The sequence below is a fragment of the Ruegeria sp. CL5 genome, assembly GCF_056536485.1.
In genome coordinates this window covers 147,603-173,236 of the sequence record NZ_JBQFPS010000006.1, presented here as the reverse complement: position 1 = coordinate 173,236, position 25,634 = coordinate 147,603, and the positions used below count along the sequence as shown (strand labels likewise).

Here is a 25,634-nt window from a genome sequence, read left to right as displayed (position 1 = left end):
GTGACATGACCACTAACTCATCTAGTAACCAGACAGAGGCAAGGCAGATGTCCCTGCCGGGGTTGGAGGGCAAGAAGGTCGTGATCACGGCCGGTGCCAGCGGAATCGGGTTCAGCATAGCAAGGATGCTCAATTCACAAGGTGCCCAGATCGCGATTTGTGATGTCGATACAGACGCGCTGCGTCGATCTTGCGTTGAGCTTGAAGGATGCATCGCGGTTGAGGCGGACGTCTCGAACGAAAATGCGATAGATGGCTTTTTTGACGAGGTTCAGGAGGCTTTTGGCGGGCTGGACGCATTAGTGAACAATGCTGGGATAGCCGGGCCAACCGGCAATCTAGAAGACCTTTCGCCCGCAGACTGGCGTCGGTGCATCGACATCTGCCTCACCGGTCAGTTCCTGGCCGCTCGACGGGCGATACCCATGATCAAAGCACGGGGCGGCGGCGCGCTTGTCAACATGGCCTCCGCTGCTGCCAAGCATGGCTACGCCAGACGCTCCCCGTACTCAGCAGCCAAATTTGGCGTCATCGGCCTAACCCAAAGTCTCGCCAAAGAGTTAGGCCCCTCCAATATTCGCGTGAACGCTATTCTGCCCGGGTTCGTCGATGGGCCGAGGATGGAAAAGGTGATCCACGATCAGGCTGTTGCCACGGGTGTCAGCGATGCGGTCATGAAGGACGAGTATCTCAACAAGATTTCCATGCGTCGCATGGTGAGCCCCGATGATGTCGCGGCAACTGTCGCGTTCCTCATCTCGGACGCTGGCGTGAACTTGTCAGGGCAATCTCTTGCCGTTGACGGAAATGTGGTAACACTATGACACTAAATGTAAAATCAACAGAGAATATAAGCAACGGCGCAGGCAAAGTCATCATCACATGTGCCGTAACCGGTGCGATTCACACGCCGTCTATGTCGCCCCACTTGCCGGTGACGCCGGAAGAAATCATCGATGATTCCCTCGCCGCCGCCGAAGCCGGAGCCGCGATACTTCACCTGCACGCACGCCATCCAGACGGGCGGCCTGACCAGAGCCCCGAGGGGTTCGCCGCGTTCCTGCCTCAAATCAAGCAAAGCTCAGGCGCTGTGGTCAACATCACAACCGGTGGCAGCCCGTATATGAGCGTCAAAGAACGCGCCGCACCCGCTGCGACATATCAACCCGAGCTGGCCTCGTTAAACATGGGGTCTATGAACTTTGGCCTCTATCCTATGCTAAACCGGTTCAAGACCTTCGAACATGCATGGGAACGCGAGCATCTGGAGGGTTCCCGCGATCTCGTCTTCCGCAATTCGTTCAAGGACATCGAGTATGTTCTGGAAACCTGCTATGGCAACGGTACGCGGTTCGAGTTCGAATGCTACGATACCTCCCACCTCTACAACCTTGCGCATTTTGCGGATCGCGGCTTGGTCAAAGCGCCGTTTTTCGTTCAGTCAGTCTTTGGCTTGCTGGGTGGCATCGGTCCCCACCACGAAGACGTCCTTCACATGAAACGCACAGCTGATCGTCTGTTCGGAGACGACTATCGCTGGTCCGTTCTGGGCGCTGGCGCGAACCAGTTCCGCATCGCGACGCAAGCGGCAACCTTGGGCGGCAATGTTCGCGTTGGGCTAGAAGACAGCCTTTGGGCGGGCCGCGGCGAACTTGCCCAATCCAACGCGGTACAGGTTCGCAAGATCCGGACCATCGTTGAAGGGCTTGGCCTTCAAGTCGCCACACCCGATGAAGCCCGTGAAATTCTAGGCCTCAAAGGCGGCGACCAGGTGGCCTTCTAAGCAATTCCTGACACCGATATTCCTCACACCAAGGACGAAAACTTATGAGCAAAATCGCTATTATAGGCGCAGGGTTGATTGGGCAGGGTTGGGCAGCGGTATTTGCACAGGCCGGGTACGATGTTGCGATGTATGATCTGTCGCCTGAGGCCGCGCAAAACGCTTTAAAGGCAATGGAAAAGCGTATCGCGGATCTGGCCGAATTCGAACTCATAGATGCCTCTGATGCCCCGACAATCCTGCGGCGCATCTCCGTTGCCTCTGAGCTTGAGAACGCTGTGCAGGGCGCGATCTACGTGCAGGAGAACGGCCCCGAAAACGTCGAGATCAAACGAGAGATCACGCTGGCAATCGACGCCATCGCAGGCGCAGATGTGCCCATCGGAAGCTCAACCTCGGGCATTTCCGCGTCGCGTTATTGCGAACACATCCCGGGCAGACAGCGGTGTCTGGTCGTACACCCCATCAACCCGCCACATTTGCATCCTGCTGTCGAACTTGTGCCGTCGCCATGGACTGATCTGCGCGCTGTTGAAACAGTGAACGAGTTGATGATCAAATGTCAGCGCGAAACCATCGTGCTGAGTCAGGAGATCGACGGTTTCGTTGTGAACCGCCTGCAAGGCGCGCTTTTAGAAGAGGCGTTCAGTCTGGTCAGCAACGGCATCGTAACTGCCACCGATCTCGACAAGGCAATCTGCGACGGGCTTGGGCTGCGCTGGTCAATCATGGGCCCAATGCAGACCATTCATCTGAACGCTCCCGGCGGCGTAACTGACTATGTTGCACGCTACGGGGCAATGTACCGGGGCTTTGGCATCGGTTCGTACGAGAACATCGACTGGACCAGCGTGGCAAATGACAAGCTGGCCACCGAACTGTCAGCGCGAACGCCGGTTGAAGATATCCCTGCTGCACAGGTCAGTCGTGACCGCAAACTGATGTCCCTGCTACGCCACAAGAAAGACACTCAGGAATGCTAACTTCGTCGTTCCAGCAAGACCGCATTCTCAACGCCAAAACTTATTGGAATCCCCATGACGCAACAGCGGATCACAAAATTGGGCTTTTTCGCGCAAGGAAAGCGAACACAGGCAACATTGTTACGATCCAGACCACGCTATAAATTGCGGATGGGATGGCATATTCGCTTAACCCATTGGTGTTAGGCAACAGCAAGGTGGCAATTGCGATCCCCAAAGCTCCGTTTTGAACGCCGGTCTCAATTGAAATCGTCTTCGCCTCGATGTCTGTGCATCCGAGCATCCCTGAACTCATGATGCCAATAAACGTGAGTGACGCACCTACAACCAAAAGTGCGGGTCCAAGCCTAAGGAGGTTATCCGCGACCACCACCCAGTTTGAAATGATCGCGCCTCCGATGACCAGCGCAAAAAGTAGCATAGAGACCTTGCTAAAGACTGGTTCGACAGCGGCTACAATCCGCGGCGCCAATGACCGCGCGGTCACCCCGACTAGGATTGGAGAAGCTGTTAAAAAAAACATTGCTAAAGCCGTCGAAGAGATGTCGATAGCGGGCGCAGTTGCCCCCATGAACATCTGCATCGAAAACCCTAGGATAAGCGGTACGGTAACGACACAAGTCAGACTGAAGACTGCTGTAAGAGTAACAGACAAAGCAACATCCCAATTCGAAAGCTTGGTTACGATGTTACTGATCGCCCCGCCCGGACAGGCCGCTAAAATCATAATGCCAACGGCTGTCTCGGCGGAAATCCCAAAGATAAAGATCACCATCAAAGCGATGCAAGGCAGCAAAACGATCTGGTTGAGAGCCCCGACGCAAAAGGCACGTGGACGTCGTCCGATGCGTTGAAAGTCAGCCGCTGTGAGTCCGAGGCCAAGGCAGAACATGATGACAACAACTGCGAGCGGCAGCAGCACAGATATAAAAATTTCGCCCATCTACCATGACCTCTATGACTGCATGCTTCCGCACGCTTTCGGACGATACCGTTCAGAAAACCTGATGACGAGTTTTATCAGTTTGGCGCATTTATCCTCAAGCGCCCGAAGATCGAGGCTGTCTTTATTTATTATACCTATCACAGGGTTGGACGATCTGGTGTGAAAGAGCTTTCCAGTGCTAATCTCACTGTATGGCAAGTGTAACTTACGCATTCGCCCGCGCGATGGCCAACGCCGCCGGGATGACGCTGAACGACGATGGCGCCCTGATTTCGAATGGCGCTGTCGTGCTGCGTTTACCAGAAGCTCAACACGGCCAATTGGCGGATGATGCGTATTTCGATTTGATAGATTGGATTCGTGCGCAACAAGCGGACGAGGCCGCGTTAGTTGAGGCCTATGCAAACGCGATTGCGACCGATGATCTCGGCGTACTTGGCCTGGCCGTTAAGACAGCTCCGACCTTGCGGCAATCATTGCAACGGATCGAGCGCTATTTTCGTCTCGTCACGGACACCGCAGTGTACAGACTTGATGAAACCGGCGACCCGGTTCTTTGGATTTTTGAAGGACAAACACCACATCGCGCCGCCTTGGAGCTGCGCAACGAATGCGCGCTTGCGGCCTTTGCGAGGAACATGCATCGGTTTGTGGGTGATGGGTTGTCGCTCGCATATGTCACGTTTCAGCATGCATGCAGACAAGAGCCAGAACATTACGCCGAATATTTCGGGTGCCCGGTTCGATTTGGGAGCGCCCACAACGCCATTGCTATGCGCCCTGCTATGCTGGAAAGCGAAAATCGTCTTGGCGATCCGGGCTTGTCAGATTTCATGACGAAGCACCTGGATGAGGAGTTCAACTCTCGCGATGACGACACCTCACTGAGCCAAGCAATTGTCCACCGGCTTACACCGGCCCTGAGTAACGGCGCACCGCAGGCAGCGCATGTCGCCCAAGAGATGGGAATGAGCGAGCGCACTCTTTACCGCAGGTTGGCCGAAGAAGGGCTGACCTATCGCGACGTTCTTGGTCAGGCACAAGTTGCACTCGCTCGTGACCTGCTCCGTGACGGTAAGGCTTCCATAGCCGAGATCGCATTTATGACCGGGTTTTCGGAACAGAGCACGTTCAGCCGCGCCTTCAAGCGCTGGGTTGGCCAGGCTCCGGCACGATTCCGGCAGCAGGCGACCTCCGACTAGGCACACACCTCAAGACCACATGGCAGGTTCGGCCAAAACCTTGGCAGGGCGGGCCGATACCTCAAACGATGTGGCGCCTAACTTCTTCTTTGTCAGATCCACCTGGGGCGCTCCCGAGTAAAGCAAACCAATTTGCCCCTCTCAGACAAAGGAAATTTGCAATGAGCAATCATGACCACAAACATGGAGCAAGCTGCGCTTGCGACGTCACGCCCGAACGCGTTGATATGGCGCGCCGGCGACTCTTGCAACAAGCCGCCGGTGCGGCCGCGGCAGGTACAACAATAGTGGCTGGCGGGCAGGCCCTTGCCGCGACCGACGAAGCACGCGCCTACTATGCTGACCCGGAAAATCCAGGCCTTCCCCAAATCGACATGACCATCGAGCCGGGGCGTACTGCGCTTGTGGTGACCGACCCCCAGATTGATTTTTTGTCAGAGGACGGTGTGACGTGGGGTGTCGTTGGCGAAAGCGTGACCGAACAGGGCACGGTCGACAATATCGAACGGCTTTTCATTGCCGCCAAGGCTGCGGGGATGCCGGTCTTCATCTCGCCCCACTATTACTACCCACATGACCACAAGTGGGAGTTCGAGGGCACTCTGGAAGCCACGATGCACAGCATCGGCATGTTTGACCGCCTGGGACCGCTCAATTTGGACAACTTCGAGGGCTCAGGTGCCGACTGGATGCCGCAATACAAGAAGTACATCGAGGATGGCGAAACCATCATTTGCTCGCCACACAAGGTTTACAGCCCTGCTCAGAATGACCTGAACCTGCAATTGCGTAAACGCAAGATCGACAAGGTGATCCTCGCGGGGATGTCGGCGAACCTGTGTACGCAGGCGCATCTCTACGAGCTGCTGGAGCTGGGCTACGAAGTCGCTGTCGTTCGCGATGCCACAGCCGGGGCCAAGGTGCCTGAAGGTGACGGGTATCTCGCCGCCATCATCAACTTCCGAATGGTCGCCAACGGCGTCTGGTGGACCGACGACGCGGTTGAGCGCATTGGCCAATCGGCCTGACGCAAATCGATCTTCAAATTTGATCCTGACATCCTGAAAGGACATATCATGACACGCATCTTCACATTTCCCGCACTTACAACAGCGTTGACTCTCGCCCTGGCGGCGGCGGCATTGGCTGACGATGAATACAACGTTTCGAACAGTCTTACCTTGACTGGGCAGCCCCTCGGCATGCATGGCGTCGATCCTGTATCGATGTTTGAAGCCGAAAAACCCGAAATGGGCAACGCCACTTTTACATCGGCCCATGATGGAGTGGACTACTATTTTGCGTCGCAGGCAGCGCAAGCCACATTCGAGGCGGATCCGACGGCACATCTGCCTCAATTCGGCGGGTTCTGCGCCTTTGGCGTCTATGTAGGCAAGAAGCTTGATGGCGATGTTCGGTATGCCGATATCGTGGACAACAAGCTCTATCTCTTTGTGAATGAGGACATCTTCAAGAAGTACCTTGAGGACAAAGAGACCGTGATCCAAGGCGCCCATGCCAAGTGGGCAGACATCCACCACACGCCTGTCGGCAGCCTTTGATCGAGGAATTTGGTGGCTTTTGCCGGTCGGAGCCACCGCTGCCTCTCCCCTCCCCAAAAGGCCGGCATTTCTCCAAGACGCCCTGTCCGCAATGACAATTCGCGTGCGTCGAAAACTCTTCCCAAAGGAAACCAGACATGACTGATTTTGAGACCTATACAATCGCCTCAGCCCCTGATGCCGCGAAACCAATTCTGGAAGCATCGCTGAAAGGATATGGTTTTGTGCCCAACCTTTATGCGGCCATGGCCGAAGCGCCCGCAATTTTGGAAGGCTATACGACACTTTCCAACATCTTTGGAAAGACCGGCCTGTCAGAGACTGAGCGCCAGATCATCCTTATGACCAACAACCGGTTGAACGGGTGCAAGTACTGCATGGCCGCCCATACCACTCTTTCACAGATGGCCGGTGTCCCCGAAGACGTGATCGCAGCGTTACGCGATGGCAGCCCTATCGCCGACCCCAAATTGGAAGCACTGCGCAAATTCGTCATCGTGATCAACGAAAGCCGAGGCTGGCCCAGCGACGCACAGGTCGAGGCGTTTCTGACGGCTGGCTATACCCGCCAGACCATGCTGGAAGTCATCCTTGGCACAGCGTTGAAAATCCTGTCGAACTATACGAACCATGTGGCGGAAACGGCTTTGGATGATGCGTTTGTCCCAAATGCATGGACCGCCTCATCCGCGGCGGCGGCTGAATAGCGCGATTTTGCCTAATTGTTGGTCTTGCGCTTAGGCCTGAGTTTGGTTCTGGCCAATAAGGAAATCCGATTTGAGACGTTCGACCGCAAAATCAACAAAAGCGCGTACCTTCGCAGACACGGTTCGACCCTCTTGATGCACAAGATGGATGGGAACCTCGGGTGGCTCATATGACTTCATGACAGTCTTGAGCCGCCCATCTGCAATGTAGGGTGCCACCTGATACGACAAAAGCCGTCCGATCCCATGACCTTGCAACGCCAACTCAATCACGGCGTCATTAGTATTCATGCTGATGCGTGGGTTCACTCGTTTGGTTATGCTCTTTCTACCGCTTTGAAAATGCCATTGGGCGGATGCATTCAGGGCAGTAGAATTAATGATCGCGTGGCAGGACAAATCATCGGGCGTATCTGGTTCGCCATATTGGTCAAGATATTTACGGGAAGCAAACACGACCTGCCTCACCGTACCACACCTGACAGCCATCAAACTGGAATCAGCGAGGTTGCCAATTCTGATCCCGACGTCGAGACCCTCATCAATCAGATTGACCACGCGGTCCACATAGAGCGTGCGCGCTGAGAGCTTTGGATACAGATCCAGAAATTCGCCCAGAAGCGGAGTGATGAACATACGACCAAACAAGACCGATGCGGTGACACTTAGTTCCCCGGTTGGTTCGGCATAGGAACCGAAAGCGGCGCGCTCGGCCTCTTCAAGATCAGCCAAAATACGTCTGGCATCCTCAAAAAACCTTTGTCCACTATCAGTCAGCATCACCGAGCGCGTGGTGCGCACAAAAAGACGGATCCCCAGGCTGTCCTCAAGCATGGAAACCATTCGGGTCACTGTTGGCGGTGACATGTTGAGGTGGCGGGCCGCCGCGGCAAAACCTTTCAACTCGGCCACCTTCACAAAGACGTTTAGCGCGTGAAATCTGTCCACAGCATTATTCCACTTTTTGGAATAATATATTGCCAAGTATCTGAATTCCGCAACATAGAAGCTCTGATTAACTTCACCTCAGTCCCAGGGCATCGCCCAGACCGAGATGGAGAATTCAATGGCACGACCCTTTGCAGAGATCAGCTTCACGCCTTCCGTGCGCGAAACGCAGGCCAAAAATGGTTCAGCGAACGGTTACGCGAAGTTTCTGGAAGGCACCCGTGACGAGGACCTGATCAGCCCAATTGAGGCCAGCTTCATCGAGCAAAGGGACGGCTTCTATCAGGCCACGGTCTCAGAAACCGGCTGGCCTTATGTGCAATTCCGCGGCGGTCCAACGGGTTTTCTGAAAGTGTTGGATGAACGGACACTTGCCTACGCCGATTTCCGCGGCAACCGGTAGTACCTCAGCACTGGGAATCTGCTGGGCAATGACCGCATCTCGCTGATTCTGATGGACTACCCCAATCAGAAGCGTCTCAAGATCTGGGGTCAGGCGATGATCATTGGTGCCGAGGACGATCCGGCCCTGATGCAGCGCCTGAGATCGCCGGACTATCGCGCTCACCCGGAGCGGGCGGTTGTGATCAAGCTTGAAGCGATGGACTGGAACTGCCCACAGCACATCCCCCAACGCCTGACCTTTGAAGAGTTTGAAGATTATCTGGCCCCGTTTCGCACTGAGCTGGCAGCGCTGAAAGCACGAAACGCAAAGCTCGAAGCGTCGCTCGGACAGCAAATCTGACCAGTGTCAATCCTGGCGTGTTCAGACGCGCCCCCCGTAACCCAATGAAAGGAAATACCCATGTCGCGCAATTTGAAATCCATCCTGAGCGCCAGCATTCTCGCACTTTCCATTGCTGTGCCATTTGCTCCGGCGCCTGCAATCGCCGTAGAGACTGGAGTTGAAGCTGCGCAAGCCGTCAGCTTCCGCACGGAAGAAATCGGCGACATCGCTATCGCCTATCGTGAGGCCGGAGATCCGAGCAGGCCCACCGTCCTGCTGCTTCATGGCTTTCCGACTTCTTCGCATATGTTCCGTAACCTTATCCCGGAACTGGCCAAGAACTACCACGTGATCGCGCCCGATTTCCCCGGATTTGGCGCGTCGGACATGCCGATGGCTGAAAACTTCGAGTATTCTTTCGCAAATATCTCTGGAATGATGACGGCGTTGCTCGACCGGAAGGGTATCGATCAATACGCGGTCTATCTGATGGATTACGGTGCCCCGGTTGGTTTCCGTATGTTTGCGGAACAACCCGAGCGGGTCACTGGCTTTATCATTCAAAACGGGAATGCTTATGAAGAAGGGCTGCGCGAGTTCTGGGATCCAATCAAAGCCTATTGGGCCGAGCCATCGCAAGAGAACGGCGACCAGCTTCGTGGATTCCTCACTCTGGATGCCACCAAATGGCAGTTCACCCACGGAGTTCAAAAACCCGAGTTGATCAGCCCGGATAACTATTGGCACGTCCAATACCTGCTTGACCGCGATGGCAATCAAGAGGTGCAACTTGAACTCTTTCTGGATTACGGCACCAACGTTGCCGAGTACCCAAAATGGCAAGCGCTGTTTCGGAAGCATCAACCCCCGGCGCTGCTGATGTGGGGCAAAAATGATCACATCTTTCCGGTCGAAGGCGCCTATCCCTATCAACGCGATCTGAATGATCTCGAGTTTCATCTGCTCGATACGGGACACTTTGCACTCGAAGAGTATGGGCCCGAGATTGCAGCGCAGATGACCGCCTTTCTGAACCGCATCACCGCCGCCAGCAACTGACGTGGAACTGGCCGCACCGCGCTCAAAGGTGCGACCTCACGCATGGAGTAAGTCAATGAATACGCAAACAAATACTGCCGTAGAGGTAACAGTGGAAATCGTACACGGCTTTGTCGACGGTGGCGCCGGAGGAAACCCCGCAGGCGTCGTCCTGGACGCTGATGAATTGAGCGAACAGGATATGCAAGCCGTTGCGGCAAGGGTTGGATTGTCCGAAACGGCCTTTGTCTCTCGGTCTGAGACCGAAGGCTTCAAACTTGATTTCTTCACACCAAACCGGCGCATTGCTCATTGCGGTCACGCAACAATCGCCGCCTTCTCGCGCCTTGAAGCGCTAGGCCGGATTCCCAATCCCAACACCTCGAAGGAGACGGTTGATGGGCCGAGGCGCATACTCATGAAAGAAGGTGCCGCCTATATGGAACAACTGGCCCCAAAATACGCGATACCAGAGGAATGGGCGGAAAAGGGTGTAAGCATCGACGATGTACTGAACTCCCTTGGGATCAGCAGACATCAACTTGATCAGGAGATCCCACCGGTTTTGGTCAATACCGGCAACAGTTTCATTGTTATCGGCCTCGCTGATGCCGAAGGTCTTGCCAAGGTGAAACCAGATTTCGCCAAAATCACACAAATCAGCGAACAACTGGATCTGATCGGCTATTACGTCTTTACAACAGACCCATCAGCGACCAACCGAGACGCGACAACCCGCATGTTTGCGCCCAGATATGCGATTGAAGAAGAAGCCGCGACGGGGATGGCTGCGGGGCCTTTAGCGTGTGTATTGCACGACTTTGTCGGATCATCTCAACGATCATTTCAAATCGAACAAGGGGTGTTTATGAACCCGGCGAGTCCGAGCCTGATAAATATCGATCTGGAAATCGATAATGGAACAATCTCTGGCCTCATGGCAGGTGGTTTCGGCAGGGTCATGTGCTCGCGTCGATTTGTTTTCTAGCGTGGCGCTCGCGGCGAATGGCGGGCTGCACCGCAGCAACGACGCCCATCGGGCGACGTCCGAATTGGGCCGTCCGCTGAATTTTGCAAAGTCCGCTGTCTGCGCATCGCTGACGTTTGGGTGGAACGCAGCGAATGTCCGAATTCCGCACCGTGTGTCAAAATCTGACGTCTGCTTTGGGCTGCGAGCGGCCTATCGCACAATTTCAAAACCGGCGACACTTGCCCTTGTTAAACCTGCTTTGGAGCGAGTTCTCCCCACTCATCCGCGCTCATGCTTTTTCGCGTTAGCCCATCCTCTGAGGCGAACTGAGCTGCTTTGACGAGGAGAAAGGCCACGGTGATCGCATCTACCTCGCAGCGTTTCTCGAATTCTTCCGTAGTCTCATTGGGCCTTTCTTCTGACATTCCCATTCCCCTCTGTATCCGACGCTTTCGGGCAATTGGCTAACTTTGCATAATACTTCGTCGCACTCGGAAAGCCAATTCTCGGGCGTGCGACCGCTTCTTCCGAAGAGGCTCTAATTCCACAAACAAGCTCGTCCTTCAGCGCGAGTAGGTTGCAATGGTGTAGAAGGACGGGAAACCGGCTCCAGCACCTCATTTTTCGTTTTGTTGCGTGTCATCTGGCGGCCCGTCCTGCTCATCGTCAGACTTTGCTTCAATCTCCCGAACGGCCAACCCGGCGATCTTTCGAACCAGATACCAAACGCTGCTGCGGCGTGTGTGCCCCTTGATCCAGCCGGTCACATCCTGAGCCGGGATGTCTAGATGTGGGGCTTCATCTTCGAATACTCGGACCTTGTAGTCGGAAATATCCGCAAGCCCGCTCATGTTTCCTGCACGCGCCTCCGCAATTGGGGTGTGGTTTACATAAACAACAACTCTTAGCATTTTCATCTTTCCTATTTTGGTATGTTTGCACGCTTGGCCGTCATGGACCCGCCTTAGTTCCACGGGTGATTTTTGGTCTTTTGATGCAGCAGGCCCCGAACTAACCGTCTCAGAACCCGCACTGATCTGTGCCGCCCATAGGTGCCTACCAAAGCTTCAACATCGCCCAGATCCAGCCGAAAGAACTCAGGTCTCAACCCAAACTCAGCAGCAAATTCGCTCACCAGGCTTTGAATGATCGCAGGTAGTTGCTCTGGTGTCGGAGGTGGGATTTCATAGATTGTGCAGCGGCTGAGAAGAGGCGCAGGAATGCCACTCAGATCATTTGCCGTCAGAATCCAGCTCACGTGGGAGGCGTCCACGTCAGCCGCCAGATATTTCTCTCGATATCTCCTGGCTTCAGAGGGCTCGAGCAACGCCAGAAGTTCGCCGGTGATATCTCCGTTGCGGCTCGCGTGCGTCTTGTCGATTTCGTCAAGGATGATCATTGGGTTAAGGATGCGTGCCGTTGCCACGGCCTCCGTCACGATCCCTGCATGCGCGCTACTCCAACCTACCGAAAGACCAAACAAATGGTTCTCCGATTTGCCGCCGACGTTTGCGCTTTGCACATAAAGGCCGAGAGCTTTACAGGCTGTCTTTGCAAAAGCTGTTTTGCCAACGCCGGGCTCGCCAACCAGTAGGGTGGGTTGGATATAAAGGATGTCAGATCCGATGCTCCATCGGCACTCGATGTCATGGGCCATCTCTTCGATGACGAAGTTGCAATGAGGGAACCTGTGGGAAACCTCACGAAGTTTGTTCAACTCATCAAGTGAGGCCAGCCGGGAAAATTGATTGCTCCAGGTTGTGAGTTGCTTGATATGTTCCGGCATCTCTTTTCTGAGTGTGCGCGGCAGGTACTCAAAGTCCACCTTGTCCAGCAGATACCTAGCAGCAGTGGCTTTCTCACTCTCTGCTCGCGAGGCTTCCATGCTCATATCGGCAGTGTGACGTTCGGAAATAAGGCCCATGACCTCTTTCCAGCGCTTCAGGCTCGTCATCTGTTCCACTGTGTCTTGGGCGAAGACCGCCAGAGCAGGATCGATTTCCCTCAAACGGTTAATTTCAATCTGCCGCCAATTGTCGGGTTCATCGCTAAATCTTGCAGTTTCTTCAGATCTTTCATTGATCACCTTGAGGAGGTCTTCAGAACCGGCTCTTTCCAAAATCATTTGCTTCACGATTTCCCAAGACGCATGGGAGTTGGCTGCGCTCAACACAGGGCGGAGGATGTCTGCCTTGTCATGGCTGAAGCCAGCCAGCGTAAAAATCTCATCTTCTTCCCAGGTTGCATCACTCATCGGGCTACCAACCTTTCGCAACACAGGCGGGGCATCGGTGGCCCGATGCGCCCCAGGCAATTTGGCCGATATAGCCGCAGCTACGACATTGAAGCGCATCTCGCTTGGCACGAGTATTCAAACGCACTGTGGGAAAGGTTTCCATCCGCTCACTGGCCGCCTCGTGCGCGTGCCAACAGCACAGGTTGACATGCCAGGCGGCGATGACCTGAGTTGTAGAGGCGTTTCCGCACCGCTCGCAGGACATCTCCGCTTCCTGCATAGCTTGCTGCAACCGCAGTTGAATGAACGTGTCTTCCTGCGCGCCATCTAGGTAAATCCGAAGCGAGCCGAATTTCTGCTTGATCTGGCCGACCGAGGGATAGCTTTCCTCTCGCTGATCGCAGTGCTCCTTGATCGCTTCAAAGCACTCGGTGATAATCCGAACCCATCCCAGATTGTCTTTTCCGAGGTGCTTCTCAACGGAGCCGCGGATGTCATCGTAGTCGAAGGTGTTAGTCATCCGCCGAATCCCCGGTTCTAGGGGGCTCGGACTCTTGCGCTGAAGCGATTTCCTCCAGCGCAGCAATAAGACGATGCAGGCCTTTTTCTGTCTCTGCCGCCACCGTCGATTTCAGAGCAGAGAAGTGTTCGTCCGGTAAGTCGAACAGGCATTCAGAGACGTTTTGATGACTGATACTGTCAGGATCGAATTCGTGAAAAGGGAATACCAAGCGCAGAATGGCGTCTGGAGGAAGACGGCGTCGGTCTTCTTTCCCATCGTCTGAGTACATGCGACCTGTAGCGCCATGGAACAGAAGCGTTTCTTTCAGCTCACCAGTCTCGATGCGCGTTTTGACTTCCGATAGAAGCTCGTCGTTGGCGTAGAGCTTCAGGCGTCTTTTCAGGTCTTCAATTGTTTTGGGGTCTTTTGACATGGACTGCCTCCAGAGGTTGGTAGGAGGCGTCGGAATCGAACCGACTCGTGCACTCTAATCTGGAGCTTTCACAGGGGTATAAGCCCCGCCCGCATAACCAATGCTGCCTCCCACGTGTTTCGGTGGGGTATCGACTTAAGCCGATATTCGTTGGCAGTGGATGCGTGTGTTGGTCATGGGGCGAAGCTGAACCAGCATGGGTCGTCATGTCAATATGAAGCGTGCAAAACGTCGTGATTCACCGCGTAGTTCCGGGATCTTTCTATCATGGGTTGTTCGAAACGCTGCCTCCCGACCGTATCAGGCACGTATATTTCCCCACTCAAGGTGAGAATCTGGAGGTGATTCTGGTTTCATAAAGAGCGCCAGAACGTCCGGTTTCTTAGTCGGCGCGAACTGGTTTGAAGCTTCCATGTCTTCTTTGAAACAGCGGGAGACCAGTTCTTAAGCCACTCCACATGAGGCGATGAGTTTCGTGAGCAGCGTGGAACCCGCCCAGATCTCACCATCCTTTTTTCACGCAACTGGGGCACCTCCGCCTGTCATCTGAACGGTCGATATGTCCAACGTAACCACAGACCGCACAGACGAGGTGTTCGGGTGCGTCCGTTCGGCGGAAATAGCGGCGTTTGTGCTCGTTGAACCGTCTGGCCGCTTCCTCATGTGCGCACCAGCAGCATAACGTTATGATCCAGCTTCCTAAATTCTGCGGGCGAGCCGCGTTCCCGCAACGCTCGCAACTTTGGTTCGCCCTATCGATAGTGGCTGTGACCCAGCCGCGGATGCGTTCGTCCTCAGATGCCTTGCTGAAGTAGATTCGGAGTTCGCCGAGTTTTTCCTTGATTTGGAGAACCTTCGGATAGTCGATCTCGATCTCGTCACTGCGTGCTTTGATGTGCTCAAAAAGTTCAGTCACCATCCCCGACCAACCCAATGGGGTTTCGCCTAATTCGAGCTCAACGCTTTTCTGAATGTTGTCGTAGTCGACCACATTGATGGTGGCTTCAGCTTCAGACATTGCGCGCCCTCCTGGAATTCCGCCGGTAGGAGGGTCAGCTCCGATTGGGTTCCGGCAGCACTTTGGCGGGACAACGGTCTTCGCTTAGGGTGTCAACTGCAAGTTGTAGTATCTATTACTACAAGAAAGTCGCGTTTCTTTGTGCCGGAATTGCAACTGCTTTCGTCACATGATCACAGGACCTATCGGGCCGGCGGTGAATTAATTTCCTAGAGCGCGTGTTTGCCAGGCCTTTGCTGTTCCAACCGCTCTATCTCGGCTTTTAACAGCGCAATCCTCTGCGATGTCTGATGTTCCGCAATCAGATCGAGGAACATCTTGGTCTTACCGCCATGCTTCATGCCATAGCGCTCGTAGACCATCGTATTAAACTCATCCAGCTTCGCCTTCGGGATCCGGAACTGGATGTGCTCAAAGTGTTCAGTCTCAGTTTGTGTCATCGAATCCACCTCTTTTGGCTGAGGATAGCAGACCAAAGCCAGTGGTGTTGCCAAGGCTTCAGCCAGGACGTTGGCACTCAGGCAAACTTCAGAACGCGTTGTCCATTTTGAACTTCGCTATCTCACACCACGCGAAATGAACCCACCCTTCAAATAGCAGTATTGAAGTGCGGGCCCCGGTTTTTCAGCGACGATTCCGGATGGATTTCACCCGTGTTGCGAAGTGTCCCACGAATGAGGTTGCATGAACTGTGGGACAGCCACGGTCTTGCCACTCAGTCTCTGTAAAGATTCCTTTGTCAACTCAAGCGCCATCCAGGCCTCTGGTGTAGACATCAGGTTCGCGTGTGGCGTCTGCTTGTCCGTTGGGACACACCCATATCGAGGGTAAAACGCAGGGACGCTCAACACGAACACCGCATCCGTGCTGACGGAACTGAGATGTTCAATACTGGCCTCCAAGATATCTTTCCCAACGCCGTGGCCCAGATACGCTGGTAGCACCCCGCAGGGTGCCGGCAGGTAACAGTTCGCGTCAGAGAGATCTGACATTCAAGAGAGCATTATGCTGTGAAAATCAGTGCCGCTGTAGAGCGCTGAAAACGACCATATGATCCAAGTGGCAAGGGTTTCGGTGGTGTGGCTCCGTTTGAATTTGGACACACTTTATAGGCGTATTGCTCCTCAACCAGTGGTTTTTCCAACCTCCTGCATTTAAGTCACTATGAGTCCCCCACTACGGTTTGGTTATCATCTGGAGAAATTTGATCAACATAAAGAAACGCAGTTGCCGACAACAGATTCTGCCATTTTCTGTTGCTGCGATCTTGGTTGAATTCTCCCGCGGTAGTGCTTTGACACTGACTAGCTTCCATTGCCAGTACCAACTTTGGTAGTGAGTATTGCCCGGAGAGCCTCGCTCCGAACAATCCCAATTTACCGAAGCATCGCTGCCTGCGGAGTTTTGGAAGTATGACAGCTCCGTCATCTCAGTTTTCTCACTCAACCAATAGTGCCGCTCCGGGATTGGATCGACTTCGAACTGGGTGAAATCGTACGAGATTTTCGGGAAAATCTCAATAAGATATTGTTTTAAAACGTTTATCCTTGATGGCCTGTGGGAATAAGCAAAACCGGTTTGAATTAGGCTTTGCCTAATTCACGCAGCGAAAAACCAAGAATAAACCTGCTTCCATACAAGAATAGAGTCGTTCTCTCAGCAAATTTTGAAGGCACCTTACTCCAAAATTTGTTCGCTTTAAGTTCTCTTTTGGGAGTGCTCAGAATGTAAGAAACCCGCTGCCTTGTGAAACTGATTCGGATGGAGCAGTAAGAGCCGTCAGGCAGTTACTTTCACTAAAGAACCCAAGTTGGTTTTTGCTACTCAGAGCGTTTTCAATTCCTCGATGACCAGTTTGATTGGCTCGCGCCGTGGAAGATCTCACGGTTCGGGCAGGGTCGCAATTTTCGCTGATCTCACACCAATAAGTAGAAGGAAATTTTTGGAAGGCGTAAGTTTTGCCTTGATCTGGAACGCAAGATGTGTGAATTGAAGGGTCCAATGACGAACAAGTGCTACGATATCGCTTTCGCTCGTATAAGAGCCTGCTGAATCTCCGTAACGGAAGTTCAGGTCGTCTGTCATTGCATTCACTACGATTGCTGCGACCTTCAGTGGTTTTGAGTTCGGAATGAGGCAAGAGTCGTGGTCGTCATCCTTTCAAGAAATGTTCGATTGCTCCGATTTTTTGGCGTGAGCCATAGCTTTGCGATTAAGGGCATTTTTCACATCTTCAGTTTCGCACGAATAGCCGGATAAACCAGCGGCATTCCCGCTGGTTTCGTGGTCTATCCGAAATTGACCAAGCATCATCTCAGGGTTGCTGAGGGTGCGGTCGAAAGCGTGCGAGAAAGAAACATGTACCATGTAAAGGGTGGCATTAAGTTGCCAGCTGCCTCTAGGGCAGACAGAAGAATTGCGAACGCCTCCAAGGGGCATTGTACGGCATTTGCCGTCCTTGGTGAAAACGAAGGATATCGGGTTCAAGCTGAATCCCACCTCGAACTCTGCAATCTTTTACTTTTGAATGCGAGTGGCGAGGTCGAGCGCCTCAAGGAACAGGCACTGTTCGAATGGGAAGAGGGTGGACGTACTAAACGTCACTATTTCGATGTCCTTGCATTTCTGAGATCAGGCGCACGTATCGCCTATACCGTCAAACCAGAAAGACGAGCATCGTCTGAACGTTTTCTTTCCGAAATGAGAGTTGTAGCTGGTCATGCAGTCCACTCGGGCTTCTGTTGTGAGGTTCGCCTGGTGACTGAAAGAAGCTTTTGCCAGATCGACCTTCGAAACGCAGCTATTTTTGCGTCTGTTAGACCATCCGAGTTTAGTGCCGGAGCCGAAGACAAAGCTAAGAAAGTTACCGAAAACTTGGTCGGTTCCGTCACACTGCGTGATTTGAGCACGAAGGTTGGTATGGCGGCATGTGGCTATCGCGCATTGTTGTTTTTGGTTCGGCGGGGCGTTCTTCGGCAATCACGTCATGAAGTCCTTTCACCCGAGGCTCTCGTGCATGCGGTGGGAGCTGAAAAATGACCCAAGCAAACTCATCTCACTACGGCCGATTTCAGATTAACCAGCATGACCGTGTCGTCATTGGAGGCAAGGCGATGCGTTTGGTCTATCAATCGGGGGATAGCTATATTCTCCGGTCAACAGACGATGTCGGACTTGCTGAAACATTTTCGTTCGGTGAATTGGCACGCTTGAATGGAAGCGGAAAGATTCTCCATGAACCGGACTATTTTTTACCAGAGCATGCGCGCCAACGGCTTGTAGCTCCTGTGTCCCGTATCTCGGACCTTACGCCAAAGCAGAGGGCTCGTCTCCGCTTCAAACAGGCGTATGTTTCAGCCTACCTGGATATGCATGCTGAAGGTCTGGTTGCTGCGAATGATCCCTCAATCGAGCTGAACATGACTGAAATCTGTTCGCGAGGATCTGAGTACCTGCGCGAAGTGGCGCCAAGCCCGGACGAGATTCAAAGAGAGAACGAAATCCGCGCGGGTCAACGTCGTCGGCGTCCCGGTGGAAAGGCCACCGAGGTGCTCGATAAGGTTCATGCCAGAACTCTCCGAAAATGGGTAACCGCCTATCGCGAATATGGACTCGCAGGCCTTGCGGACAACATGTCCAATCGCGGAAACCGTAACAGTTACTTCACCCCAGAAGAGCGGGCACTACTCGTCGCAACTGTCAGGGAAAGCTATCTTTCTCCCAATCGCCCTTCCAAAGCCAACACCTACCAAGACGTCAAAGCAAAGTTCTTTTTTGAGAACCAGCAGCGCGTTGAGCAGGGCTTGTCGGAGTTCCGGATTCCTTCCCGGGAAACTGTTCGCAACACAATCAATGACCTCGACAAATTTGAAGTCGTCTTGAACCGGGAAGGCCGACAGGCAGCAGAGAAGATGTTCAAGCCGGTTGGCCGTGGTCTGGAAGTTGCGCGCCCATATGAAAAAATTCAAATCGACGAGTGGAAAATCGATCTTATCACGCTCATGGCCGACAGTGGCCTCCTCGGTCTTTTTTCTACGGATGAACTCCTTGAGCTTGGTCTAAACAACGAAAAGGCGCGATGGTGGATTACCGCAGCAATCGATTGTCGAACGCGCTGCTTCGTTGGGATGAAGCTGGCACGCAACCCAAAGGCCTCTGGTGCTATTGATTGCCTTCGAATGAGCATGTGCGACAAAGGTGAATGGGCAGACCGTGTAGGTGCCGTGTCAGGGTGGCACATGGCTGCGACACCAGAAATGGTAGTTACCGACAATGGTTCAGCCTTCAAATCCGGCGTATTTGCTGATGTCTGCGCGGAACTCTGGATTGTTCTGGAACGAACAATCGCGGGCATCCCGGGTATGCGCGGAACAGTCGAACGTCTGTTTCGGACGGCCGGGCTGACGCTGCTGCATCGATTGAATGGTCGAACTTTCTCATCAGTTCTTGAGCGGGGAGATCATCCCTCTGAAGATCGCGCTTGTCTTACTTCTGAAGACCTGTGTTACGCGCTGGTGCGTTGGATCGTCGATATCTATCACAATACGCCCCATTCTGGATTGGGGGGGCGCACACCTCTGGAGCAATGGAAAGCCGACCATGAGGCAGGGAACTATCCGTTGCGAGCAACTCCGCATGAGAAGCACCAGAGGCTTGCGTTTGGAACTCACCTCTCTCGCAAAGTCAGTAAGAATGGTGTCACCGTACTTGGTGTTCGCTACCATTTTGAGGGACTCGCCGCTTGGTTCACTCGGTATGGTAACACTGAAGTCGAAGTGCGGTGGCTACCAGACGATATTGGTTCCATCGAAGTGCGGCTTGGTGACATCTGGGAGACGGTCCAAGCAAGCCATTCTGGGTTTTCTGGCGTACACGCGCAAGTTTGGATGGAGGCGCGACGCAGCCTCCGCACGAAAGACCAAAAGGCGCTCAAATGGCGAGATCGTGTGGTCTTCGAAGCAATCGATGCGATCAATATGATGAACCAGCAGCGCTCGCTGGAATTCGGCCTGATTTCGCAAAACTGGTCCCCTGAACGGGTCAAGAACCTCGAAGACTCCCTCTTTGTCGGGTTCAACGTCTCATCTTCATCAACTTCACTAAATGAGGCTTCTTCTGGCTACGGAGAAATCATTTCTCCCGCTGAACCAGATGAACTTCAGCATCCTAAGACTACTGTGCCGCCGCGTACGGAAGAACCGGCACCGAACCCAACCTGGACAATCAAGAAAGGCGAAGAATGATGTCGGATTTCAGCCAAAATGAGAAATACACGACCCTGATGGAGCTGAGGAAGCACCACGTAGAAACAGACCGCGATAAGCAGATTCTACGACACCTCAATCGCCTTTTGATGCGCGATGAACATGGAAACTATTTGCCGCGGGCGAGGCGCTTCACTGGAGACCTTGAAACTCGTGGCATCACGATCATCGAAGCTGCGGGCAGCGGGAAAACTACTGCTGTCAATCGTGTGTTATCACGACACCCCGCGCTTCAAGTCAAACAAGGCGAAGACTGGCCGCGCTATCTGAGAATTCAAGTGCCCAGCCCTGCAACACTTAAAAGCCTGGGTCGTGCCGTTTTGTCCGCGACCGGGTTGGATCGGGTCGCAGCAAGTACCACCGCGTGGGAGATTTGGCGCATTGCACGTCATCGGCTGGCTCTTCTCGACATCGTGGTCCTTTGGTTCGATGAGGCGCAGGATATGTTTCTTTCTGGTTCAGCCCGAGAGATCGACGACATGCTCAAAATGTTAAAAACTCTGATGCAAAATGATTCCGCTGTCATCCCGATCCTTAGCGGGACGGAGCGTCTCGCAGAAATCACAAGCTACGACCCGCAGGTGAATCGCAGGTTCACGAAAGTCGTACCGGCTCCACTGGCGCCGGGCTTGGATGACGCCAATTTGCTGCATCTGATTGAGGCATTCACCGATGAGATCGGTCTTCGATTTGAAAGAGACAAACTTCTCGCAGGGCGATTGATTCACGCGAGTCGATGCCGATTTGGAAGAGCGGTTGAAACTATCCTGAACGCAATTGAGTGCGCTGTTGAAGAATGTGCACCCAACTTGACCACAATGCACTTTGCCGAAGCATGGGGTATGCAGGAGGGCTGCGATTGGGAGCGAAATGTCTTTGTGTCTCCCAATTGGGCTTCCATTGAACTTGATGCTGGGGCTGCGGCATTCGAGGCCGCGCGCACAGCTCGACAGAATCTTCAGGCCGGGCGGAAGTAACTCAATGGCGATGCGTCCCAATCTGCCTTTGGCGGCAGGCGAAAGTGTTGTGTCGTGGGTCAACCGTTTTGGATTGCTTCATTGCGGTCTCGGCGCAACGGAGTTTTTGAAACTCATCGGTGTGTGTCAGAGGGAGTTGATCTCTGGAAAGCGGAGTGCGCTGGAACGCCTAACCGAGGTTACAGGGGTCTCGTTTGAGTTGCTTGCCTTGGGGGCGTACGAAAACGTTTCCCACCGCCTTTATCGCTTCAAAGATGAACAGTTCCATCGTGAGTTTCTGGATATGAATTGCATTCAGTTTTGTCCAACTTGCCTGTTGTTGGGCATTGAAGATGAAACGGACGGTGTTCGCGCCGGGACCTTTCGGATCAACTGGTCGTTTGCTCCAATACGAACCTGCGCCATCCACAGGTTCCCATTGGTAAGGAAACGTGTGGCTAAAACTTGGGGAGTCGTTGGAAAATATGCTGAATTCGCCGGCAATCGGAGCGCATTGGAGGAATGCTTGCAGGTTTCTCAACCAAGAGACCCGTCCGCCCTGCAACTCTATGCTGAGGCACGATTTGAAAGGTGTAGTAGCTATCATTGGATGGACTCGCAGCAGATTGATTTGGCTTGTCGTGCCACCGAGATGCTGGGCGCCTGTATCGAGTTTGGCGCACAAGTTACACTGTCAAAGCTCTCAGAAGATGATTGGGATGTTGCCGGTCAAACGGGTTTTGAGTTCACATCCCGTGGAGAAAAGGGCATCGTTGAGGGGTTCGAAATCATCTGTAGTCGTCCGGTAAAAAATGCCTCTATGGTCGGACCCAAGGGAATCTTTGGGAAGCTCTACGAGTGGGCTCAGTTCAGAAAGAACGATAAACCTGTTGGACCCATCCAGGATGTCTTTCGTGAGTACATTCTCGACAGGTTTTACGTACCTGCGGGATCGAAATTGTTTGGGAAGACTGTGGACCGACCGAGACGGCACACGGTCGCGTCGTTGTCGGCTCAATACGGCCTTCATCTTAAGACGACCACTCACGCGCTTCGCAAATCAGATCTTCTACCGTTGTTTGACCGAATTGACGATGAACGGCGAACCGTGCCTGCGGATCAGGCCGAAGCTCTCTTTGAAAAACTGAGTAGAGCTATTCCAGTAGCCAAGATCCCAAGAACTATCGGGTGCAGCAGAGCGCAGGCCGAACTTTTGCTAAAGAGCGGTATCTTAAAGCCAGTCATTCAGGATGACGGTGACACTAGCGGGAGACACAAGGGCGTAGATTCAAACGACCTGAACAGTCTGGTCGAAAGAATGCGGCAAACCGGTTGTTCGGTTGCTCAGCCAAGCGTGGGAATGTCGAACATCTGTGATACAGCAATCACCCTGCATTCGCCCTCCATGGAGATTCTGACTTTATTGCTCGACGGTCACCTGAACAAAGTCGAACTTCTACCGATTGACCTCAAGTTCCAGTCAGTGTTGGTGAATCTCGAAGAAGTCGCGAACAAGCTCGGCGTAAAAGCAGGTCAACCTGGCTTTACAATCTCGGAGGCTTCACGAGAGCTAAGCGTCCTCCCGAACACTGTGAGATTTCTCTTGCAGGCAAAGGAAACTGATGGCCATCCCGTTTTGGAAGCTAGCGGACAGGTTCTTCACATGGGGGTCATGCGCGAACTGGTGGATTACGAAAGCCTGCGCAAGTTCGAAAGCCGATTTCGAAAACTCTCAGCCATTGACGGCTATTGGAACCGCGAGCCTGAACGTCTACGCAAAAAATTGGTCGCCAAAGGTCTCAGGCCAGTGTGGGATCCAAAGGTTGCCGGTGCCGAGTTCTACAGGGTCTCCGACCTCTGACGACAAAAGCTTAAGATCTTTGACCTAGACCGCTCTATTGAGCGGTCTTTTTTGTTGCAAGTGATCTTTCACGTGGGCGGGAATGACCTTGTCGTATGGGCCATTCGGTAGCCGGATACCATGCATCCATTGTTTTTTCACTATTTTTGAGCGGTGATCTGTCTACGAGTGGGTTCTAATAGGTTGGTGCTTCAACTGCGTGACCCACCAAGCGATTGAGGCTCAAATCGAATTTTCTCACCTGAGTATCAAAATCCCCTCGTATACATAGTGATGAGAAAGCGCTTGATATTTCTAGTCGAACGCTCTGCTTGTCGTGGCCAAATGGTCGAAGCTATTAACGCGCTCCGGAGTAGCGCTAGTTAATACTATGACGGCTTCGCAGCATATCTTTCTCATACGGTTTTTTGATCTGCCCCTGTTAGGGCAGATCTTCGATTACTCTTCTGCTTTCTTCTTTTGCGTTTGTATTGGTCAGTTCATCTGGCTGGATAGATGAAGGAGTAGCCTTGAGGACCATCAAATTCCTACTCGTGTCGGATCCCAATACGAAACAGGTGCCGTGCGCATTAGTTTACAGAATACAAAAAGTATTTGCGCAATACAGGGCTGCCCAAAAGCGCATTAGAAATGATGAACACTTGGCCGATTTCGGAAGAGGTGATTTCACCAATGCGTTTGCGCGCAATCAGATGGGGTTACGTTAATCCGGCATGCCAACTCGTCCTGAGGATCGCAAGTGAATGGAATTGTCACGTGCGCTAGGGAATCATTGGTTCTTCGATTCGAAAAATCGGGGTCCAGAATACCGATTCCTTTGGTACTGCACCCTAAGAACAACGCTCAGAACCTTCGCAAGTGCAGAAACTGGGTGATATCTGGCTCGTAGCACGCTTTTTAATTTGTCTGCGTCCAAGCCTGTGTCATGACGCAAATTCTCGGGTTATCCACATTTATCTCCCGCCGGATATCAACAGTTTATCCCCGTCTAATTTTCATGCTGCAGTGCTATTTTCTTGCCCGAACAGGGTCCTGATGCAAAAGTCTGGATACGGCTTCTGATCTCAGGAACAGGGGCTGGACGCAAAGGCCAAGGGGGCCACGGCGACAAAGGCAGGTTTTAGGATTTGCTCTTGGTTGCAATGGTTTACCGGTAGTGGATCAGATAAACTGGGCTTCGGTTCGGATTAGGTGGTCAGCTTCTCAGAAGGTCTGCGCGGGCTGCGACGCGACATAGCGCGTGTGGCAGTCGCCAACGCCTCTTCGGGGGCAGAGGCAACTGGATCGGGACGCCCCTCGGGCGGTTCGAACCGGCAAGGCGTCAGGAGTGTCCGTAAGGATGCATGCAAAGACCGCGTCTGAGCACCTGGCGCCTTTTCCTTTTTTAGAACTTAAGGTTCATACAGGCTACCACGCACAAACCTCCGGAACGGAACGGGGTTCTTTTGCTTGCGCAAAAGAACCCCGTAGAAGTGTCAGAAATGCAATGCCGCGTCTATGCACCTGTGCGGACGACACTACGCCTGTTGTTTGGGTCTGGCAACTACATATTGCGGATTTGGCGTTGCTAAACCGCAACATCCCGTCGCAATCAGATGTTTTCCTGAACGTCCTCAGCCGCGTTCTGGATAGCATCGCCTGCATTTTCGATGTCTTTGCCCGCACCCTTTGCGGTTTCGCAAGCGGTAAGTGTGAATAGGGCCAGGCCAATTAGAATTGCTCGGATCATCGATTGCTCCATAAGTGCTTGTTTCGAATTGGGTAGCAGCTTTTATGTATCAGAGCCACAGATTTTAAAGGCTCCTTCGCTTACATCGCTCGTATAGCGAACGGCGCGTAAATACGACCTCAAGACTACGGAGAAGGCCTTGGGCCCGTTTCCAGTTACACCTTGGATTTTAGCCAGATTTACAGGGATTAGCCTGCTTCCGGACTACAGAAGAGCTCGTACACCACCTCAAGTATCCGCGCGGGTCTTTCGTCCGCTAATCGGTAGTAGATTGTCTTGCCCTCCCGTCTGGGAACGACAAGCCCCTCCAATCTGAGGCGTGACAATTGCTGTGAGACCGCCGCCTGCCGGGCCGACAGGAGCCGCTCTAATTCGGTCACGGATTTCTCGCCGGAAACAAGGTGGCACAGGATCATCAAACGCCCTTCGTGGCTGATCGCCTTGAGAAAATTCGACGCACGGGTTGCGTTTTCAACCATCCGCTCAAGTTCGGACTGTGACATATCTTCGGTCATTTGCGGCAAAGCCATGATCGTGTTCCTCGATTATATTCGCCCAAGTTCGAGATTGTCTGAAGTTACTAGGTTGAAAGTGCAATTGGTACAACTACTAGGCATGTATCACTATATGCACGGATCAAAATAACGTGATGTTATATGGTATATTCCTGTCGGTTTGCCAGACCTCTCGTGGAGGAGTTTCGGAAACCGAAGGAATTCCTCGGAACGCTCAGCCCCCCTTGCAGCCCCCCAACAGCAGCACTAAGACT

At 53.2% G+C, this 25,634-nt stretch carries 26 protein-coding genes; 15 read left to right on the top strand and 11 right to left on the bottom strand.

Annotated elements, in window-relative coordinates; all coding sequences use genetic code 11:
• Window positions 1-5: 5 nt before the first annotated feature.
• Genes ACR0IU_RS12355 through ACR0IU_RS12345 form a run of 3 tightly spaced genes read left to right on the top strand, consistent with a single transcriptional unit; the run spans window position 6 to window position 2,766 of the window.
• Window positions 6-824 (top strand): SDR family oxidoreductase, encoded by an 819-nt coding sequence (locus ACR0IU_RS12355; protein ID WP_170780668.1) that lies wholly within the window; start codon window positions 6-8, stop codon window positions 822-824.
• Window positions 821-1,783 carry a 3,5-dioxohexanoate:acetyl-CoA acetone transferase gene (kce, locus tag ACR0IU_RS12350; protein ID WP_480457583.1) on the top strand — a complete coding sequence of 321 codons (963 nt, stop codon included), beginning with the start codon at window positions 821-823 and terminating at the stop codon, window positions 1,781-1,783. Before ACR0IU_RS12355 ends, kce begins: the two co-directional genes overlap by 4 nt.
• Before the next feature lie 44 nt (window positions 1,784-1,827).
• Window positions 1,828-2,766 carry a 3-hydroxyacyl-CoA dehydrogenase gene (locus tag ACR0IU_RS12345; RefSeq protein WP_480688834.1) on the top strand — a complete coding sequence of 313 codons (939 nt, stop codon included), beginning with the start codon at window positions 1,828-1,830 and terminating at the stop codon, window positions 2,764-2,766.
• A 70-nt stretch (window positions 2,767-2,836) separates the two neighbouring features.
• On the opposite strand, the gene ACR0IU_RS12340 is transcribed toward ACR0IU_RS12345, so the two are convergent.
• Entirely contained in the window at window positions 2,837-3,709 is an 873-nt protein-coding gene (locus ACR0IU_RS12340; RefSeq protein WP_480688836.1) for a bile acid:sodium symporter family protein, read from the bottom strand.
• Between the two features lie 194 nt (window positions 3,710-3,903).
• Here ACR0IU_RS12340 and ACR0IU_RS12335 point away from each other — a divergent pair, with 194 nt between their 5' ends.
• From ACR0IU_RS12335 to ACR0IU_RS12320, 4 genes are all read left to right on the top strand, one after another.
• The gene (locus tag ACR0IU_RS12335) at window positions 3,904-4,914 is read left to right on the top strand and encodes an AraC family transcriptional regulator (protein WP_170485340.1); all 1,011 of its coding nucleotides are present in this window, start codon (window positions 3,904-3,906) and stop codon (window positions 4,912-4,914) included.
• Between the two features lie 161 nt (window positions 4,915-5,075).
• Entirely contained in the window at window positions 5,076-5,942 is an 867-nt protein-coding gene (locus ACR0IU_RS12330) for a cysteine hydrolase family protein (protein WP_058282012.1), read from the top strand.
• Window positions 5,943-5,990: 48 nt separating this feature from the next.
• Window positions 5,991-6,476, top strand: a complete 486-nt coding sequence (locus ACR0IU_RS12325; RefSeq protein ID WP_113789121.1) for a YHS domain-containing (seleno)protein — start codon at window positions 5,991-5,993, stop codon at window positions 6,474-6,476.
• A gap of 137 nt (window positions 6,477-6,613) precedes the next feature.
• Window positions 6,614-7,183: a carboxymuconolactone decarboxylase family protein gene (locus ACR0IU_RS12320; RefSeq protein ID WP_113789122.1), complete on the top strand. Its 570-nt coding sequence runs from the start codon at window positions 6,614-6,616 to the stop codon at window positions 7,181-7,183.
• Window positions 7,184-7,213: 30 nt separating this feature from the next.
• Here ACR0IU_RS12320 and ACR0IU_RS12315 read toward each other — a convergent pair whose 3' ends face one another.
• A complete protein-coding gene (locus ACR0IU_RS12315; protein WP_170668234.1) occupies window positions 7,214-8,131 on the bottom strand; it encodes a LysR substrate-binding domain-containing protein in 918 nt (305 codons plus the stop codon).
• Window positions 8,132-8,249: 118 nt separating this feature from the next.
• On the opposite strand from ACR0IU_RS12315, the gene ACR0IU_RS12310 reads away from it, so the two are divergent.
• From ACR0IU_RS12310 to ACR0IU_RS12295, 4 genes are read left to right on the top strand one after another with little or no spacing between them, the layout of a single operon-like run.
• Window positions 8,250-8,534, top strand: a complete 285-nt coding sequence (locus ACR0IU_RS12310) for a hypothetical protein (RefSeq protein WP_480716460.1) — start codon at window positions 8,250-8,252, stop codon at window positions 8,532-8,534.
• Window positions 8,535-8,585: 51 nt separating this feature from the next.
• Window positions 8,586-8,876, top strand: a complete 291-nt coding sequence (locus tag ACR0IU_RS12305; protein WP_480716459.1) for a hypothetical protein — start codon at window positions 8,586-8,588, stop codon at window positions 8,874-8,876.
• A gap of 60 nt (window positions 8,877-8,936) precedes the next feature.
• Window positions 8,937-9,917, top strand: a complete 981-nt coding sequence (locus tag ACR0IU_RS12300; protein WP_480688841.1) for an alpha/beta fold hydrolase — start codon at window positions 8,937-8,939, stop codon at window positions 9,915-9,917.
• Between the two features lie 55 nt (window positions 9,918-9,972).
• Window positions 9,973-10,884: a PhzF family phenazine biosynthesis protein gene (locus tag ACR0IU_RS12295; protein WP_480688843.1), complete on the top strand. Its 912-nt coding sequence runs from the start codon at window positions 9,973-9,975 to the stop codon at window positions 10,882-10,884.
• 230 nt (window positions 10,885-11,114) lie between these two features.
• Here ACR0IU_RS12295 and ACR0IU_RS12290 read toward each other — a convergent pair whose 3' ends face one another.
• From ACR0IU_RS12290 to ACR0IU_RS12260, 7 genes are all read right to left on the bottom strand, one after another.
• Window positions 11,115-11,291 (bottom strand): hypothetical protein, encoded by a 177-nt coding sequence (locus tag ACR0IU_RS12290; protein WP_480688845.1) that lies wholly within the window; start codon window positions 11,289-11,291, stop codon window positions 11,115-11,117.
• Window positions 11,292-11,483: 192 nt separating this feature from the next.
• Window positions 11,484-11,777 carry a hypothetical protein gene (locus tag ACR0IU_RS12285; protein WP_480688847.1) on the bottom strand — a complete coding sequence of 98 codons (294 nt, stop codon included), beginning with the start codon at window positions 11,775-11,777 and terminating at the stop codon, window positions 11,484-11,486.
• Window positions 11,778-11,830: 53 nt separating this feature from the next.
• Entirely contained in the window at window positions 11,831-13,120 is a 1,290-nt protein-coding gene (locus ACR0IU_RS12280) for an AAA family ATPase (RefSeq protein ID WP_480688849.1), read from the bottom strand.
• Window positions 13,121-13,124: 4 nt separating this feature from the next.
• Window positions 13,125-13,622: a hypothetical protein gene (locus ACR0IU_RS12275; protein ID WP_480688851.1), complete on the bottom strand. Its 498-nt coding sequence runs from the start codon at window positions 13,620-13,622 to the stop codon at window positions 13,125-13,127.
• On the bottom strand, window positions 13,615-14,037 hold the full coding sequence (locus ACR0IU_RS12270) for a hypothetical protein (protein WP_480688853.1): 423 nt from the start codon (window positions 14,035-14,037) through the stop codon (window positions 13,615-13,617). Before ACR0IU_RS12270 ends, ACR0IU_RS12275 begins: the two co-directional genes overlap by 8 nt.
• Before the next feature lie 502 nt (window positions 14,038-14,539).
• Window positions 14,540-15,055, bottom strand: coding sequence for a hypothetical protein (locus ACR0IU_RS12265; RefSeq protein ID WP_480688855.1), 516 nt, complete (start codon window positions 15,053-15,055; stop codon window positions 14,540-14,542).
• Between the two features lie 209 nt (window positions 15,056-15,264).
• A complete protein-coding gene (locus ACR0IU_RS12260) occupies window positions 15,265-15,495 on the bottom strand; it encodes a hypothetical protein (protein ID WP_480688857.1) in 231 nt (76 codons plus the stop codon).
• 1,918 nt (window positions 15,496-17,413) lie between these two features.
• On the opposite strand from ACR0IU_RS12260, the gene ACR0IU_RS12255 reads away from it, so the two are divergent.
• Genes ACR0IU_RS12255 through ACR0IU_RS12240 form a run of 4 tightly spaced genes read left to right on the top strand, consistent with a single transcriptional unit; the run spans window position 17,414 to window position 23,136 of the window.
• Window positions 17,414-18,094 (top strand): hypothetical protein, encoded by a 681-nt coding sequence (locus ACR0IU_RS12255; RefSeq protein WP_480716458.1) that lies wholly within the window; start codon window positions 17,414-17,416, stop codon window positions 18,092-18,094.
• Entirely contained in the window at window positions 18,091-20,298 is a 2,208-nt protein-coding gene (locus tag ACR0IU_RS12250) for a Mu transposase C-terminal domain-containing protein (protein WP_480688860.1), read from the top strand. The genes ACR0IU_RS12255 and ACR0IU_RS12250 overlap by 4 nt, the downstream gene beginning before the upstream one ends.
• Window positions 20,298-21,296: a TniB family NTP-binding protein gene (locus tag ACR0IU_RS12245; RefSeq protein WP_480688862.1), complete on the top strand. Its 999-nt coding sequence runs from the start codon at window positions 20,298-20,300 to the stop codon at window positions 21,294-21,296. Before ACR0IU_RS12250 ends, ACR0IU_RS12245 begins: the two co-directional genes overlap by 1 nt.
• Window positions 21,229-23,136, top strand: coding sequence for a TniQ family protein (locus tag ACR0IU_RS12240; RefSeq protein ID WP_480716518.1), 1,908 nt, complete (start codon window positions 21,229-21,231; stop codon window positions 23,134-23,136). The genes ACR0IU_RS12245 and ACR0IU_RS12240 overlap by 68 nt, the downstream gene beginning before the upstream one ends.
• A 1,591-nt stretch (window positions 23,137-24,727) precedes the next feature.
• Here the strand turns inward: ACR0IU_RS12240 and ACR0IU_RS12235 are convergent.
• Complete coding sequence (locus ACR0IU_RS12235; protein WP_010443271.1) at window positions 24,728-24,865, bottom strand: entericidin A/B family lipoprotein; 138 nt, start codon at window positions 24,863-24,865, stop codon at window positions 24,728-24,730.
• Window positions 24,866-25,053: 188 nt separating this feature from the next.
• The gene (locus ACR0IU_RS12230) at window positions 25,054-25,395 is read right to left on the bottom strand and encodes an ArsR/SmtB family transcription factor (RefSeq protein ID WP_010443270.1); all 342 of its coding nucleotides are present in this window, start codon (window positions 25,393-25,395) and stop codon (window positions 25,054-25,056) included.
• Between the last annotated feature and the right edge of the window lie 239 nt (window positions 25,396-25,634).

Coding starts and splice junctions, on each gene's coding strand:
- ACR0IU_RS12355 (WP_170780668.1), top strand. CDS start 6: ATGACCACTAACTCATCTAGTAACCAGACAGAGGCAAGGCAGATGTCC.
- kce (WP_480457583.1), top strand. CDS start 821: ATGACACTAAATGTAAAATCAACAGAGAATATAAGCAACGGCGCAGGC.
- ACR0IU_RS12345 (WP_480688834.1), top strand. CDS start 1,828: ATGAGCAAAATCGCTATTATAGGCGCAGGGTTGATTGGGCAGGGTTGG.
- ACR0IU_RS12340 (WP_480688836.1), bottom strand. CDS start 3,709: ATGGGCGAAATTTTTATATCTGTGCTGCTGCCGCTCGCAGTTGTTGTC.
- ACR0IU_RS12335 (WP_170485340.1), top strand. CDS start 3,904: ATGGCAAGTGTAACTTACGCATTCGCCCGCGCGATGGCCAACGCCGCC.
- ACR0IU_RS12330 (WP_058282012.1), top strand. CDS start 5,076: ATGAGCAATCATGACCACAAACATGGAGCAAGCTGCGCTTGCGACGTC.
- ACR0IU_RS12325 (WP_113789121.1), top strand. CDS start 5,991: ATGACACGCATCTTCACATTTCCCGCACTTACAACAGCGTTGACTCTC.
- ACR0IU_RS12320 (WP_113789122.1), top strand. CDS start 6,614: ATGACTGATTTTGAGACCTATACAATCGCCTCAGCCCCTGATGCCGCG.
- ACR0IU_RS12310 (WP_480716460.1), top strand. CDS start 8,250: ATGGCACGACCCTTTGCAGAGATCAGCTTCACGCCTTCCGTGCGCGAA.
- ACR0IU_RS12305 (WP_480716459.1), top strand. CDS start 8,586: ATGGACTACCCCAATCAGAAGCGTCTCAAGATCTGGGGTCAGGCGATG.
- ACR0IU_RS12300 (WP_480688841.1), top strand. CDS start 8,937: ATGTCGCGCAATTTGAAATCCATCCTGAGCGCCAGCATTCTCGCACTT.
- ACR0IU_RS12295 (WP_480688843.1), top strand. CDS start 9,973: ATGAATACGCAAACAAATACTGCCGTAGAGGTAACAGTGGAAATCGTA.
- ACR0IU_RS12290 (WP_480688845.1), bottom strand. CDS start 11,291: ATGTCAGAAGAAAGGCCCAATGAGACTACGGAAGAATTCGAGAAACGC.
- ACR0IU_RS12285 (WP_480688847.1), bottom strand. CDS start 11,777: ATGCTAAGAGTTGTTGTTTATGTAAACCACACCCCAATTGCGGAGGCG.
- ACR0IU_RS12280 (WP_480688849.1), bottom strand. CDS start 13,120: ATGAGTGATGCAACCTGGGAAGAAGATGAGATTTTTACGCTGGCTGGC.
- ACR0IU_RS12275 (WP_480688851.1), bottom strand. CDS start 13,622: ATGACTAACACCTTCGACTACGATGACATCCGCGGCTCCGTTGAGAAG.
- ACR0IU_RS12270 (WP_480688853.1), bottom strand. CDS start 14,037: ATGTCAAAAGACCCCAAAACAATTGAAGACCTGAAAAGACGCCTGAAG.
- ACR0IU_RS12265 (WP_480688855.1), bottom strand. CDS start 15,055: ATGTCTGAAGCTGAAGCCACCATCAATGTGGTCGACTACGACAACATT.
- ACR0IU_RS12260 (WP_480688857.1), bottom strand. CDS start 15,495: ATGACACAAACTGAGACTGAACACTTTGAGCACATCCAGTTCCGGATC.
- ACR0IU_RS12255 (WP_480716458.1), top strand. CDS start 17,414: ATGTACCATGTAAAGGGTGGCATTAAGTTGCCAGCTGCCTCTAGGGCA.
- ACR0IU_RS12250 (WP_480688860.1), top strand. CDS start 18,091: ATGACCCAAGCAAACTCATCTCACTACGGCCGATTTCAGATTAACCAG.
- ACR0IU_RS12245 (WP_480688862.1), top strand. CDS start 20,298: ATGTCGGATTTCAGCCAAAATGAGAAATACACGACCCTGATGGAGCTG.
- ACR0IU_RS12240 (WP_480716518.1), top strand. CDS start 21,229: ATGCTGGGGCTGCGGCATTCGAGGCCGCGCGCACAGCTCGACAGAATC.
- ACR0IU_RS12235 (WP_010443271.1), bottom strand. CDS start 24,865: ATGATCCGAGCAATTCTAATTGGCCTGGCCCTATTCACACTTACCGCT.
- ACR0IU_RS12230 (WP_010443270.1), bottom strand. CDS start 25,395: ATGGCTTTGCCGCAAATGACCGAAGATATGTCACAGTCCGAACTTGAG.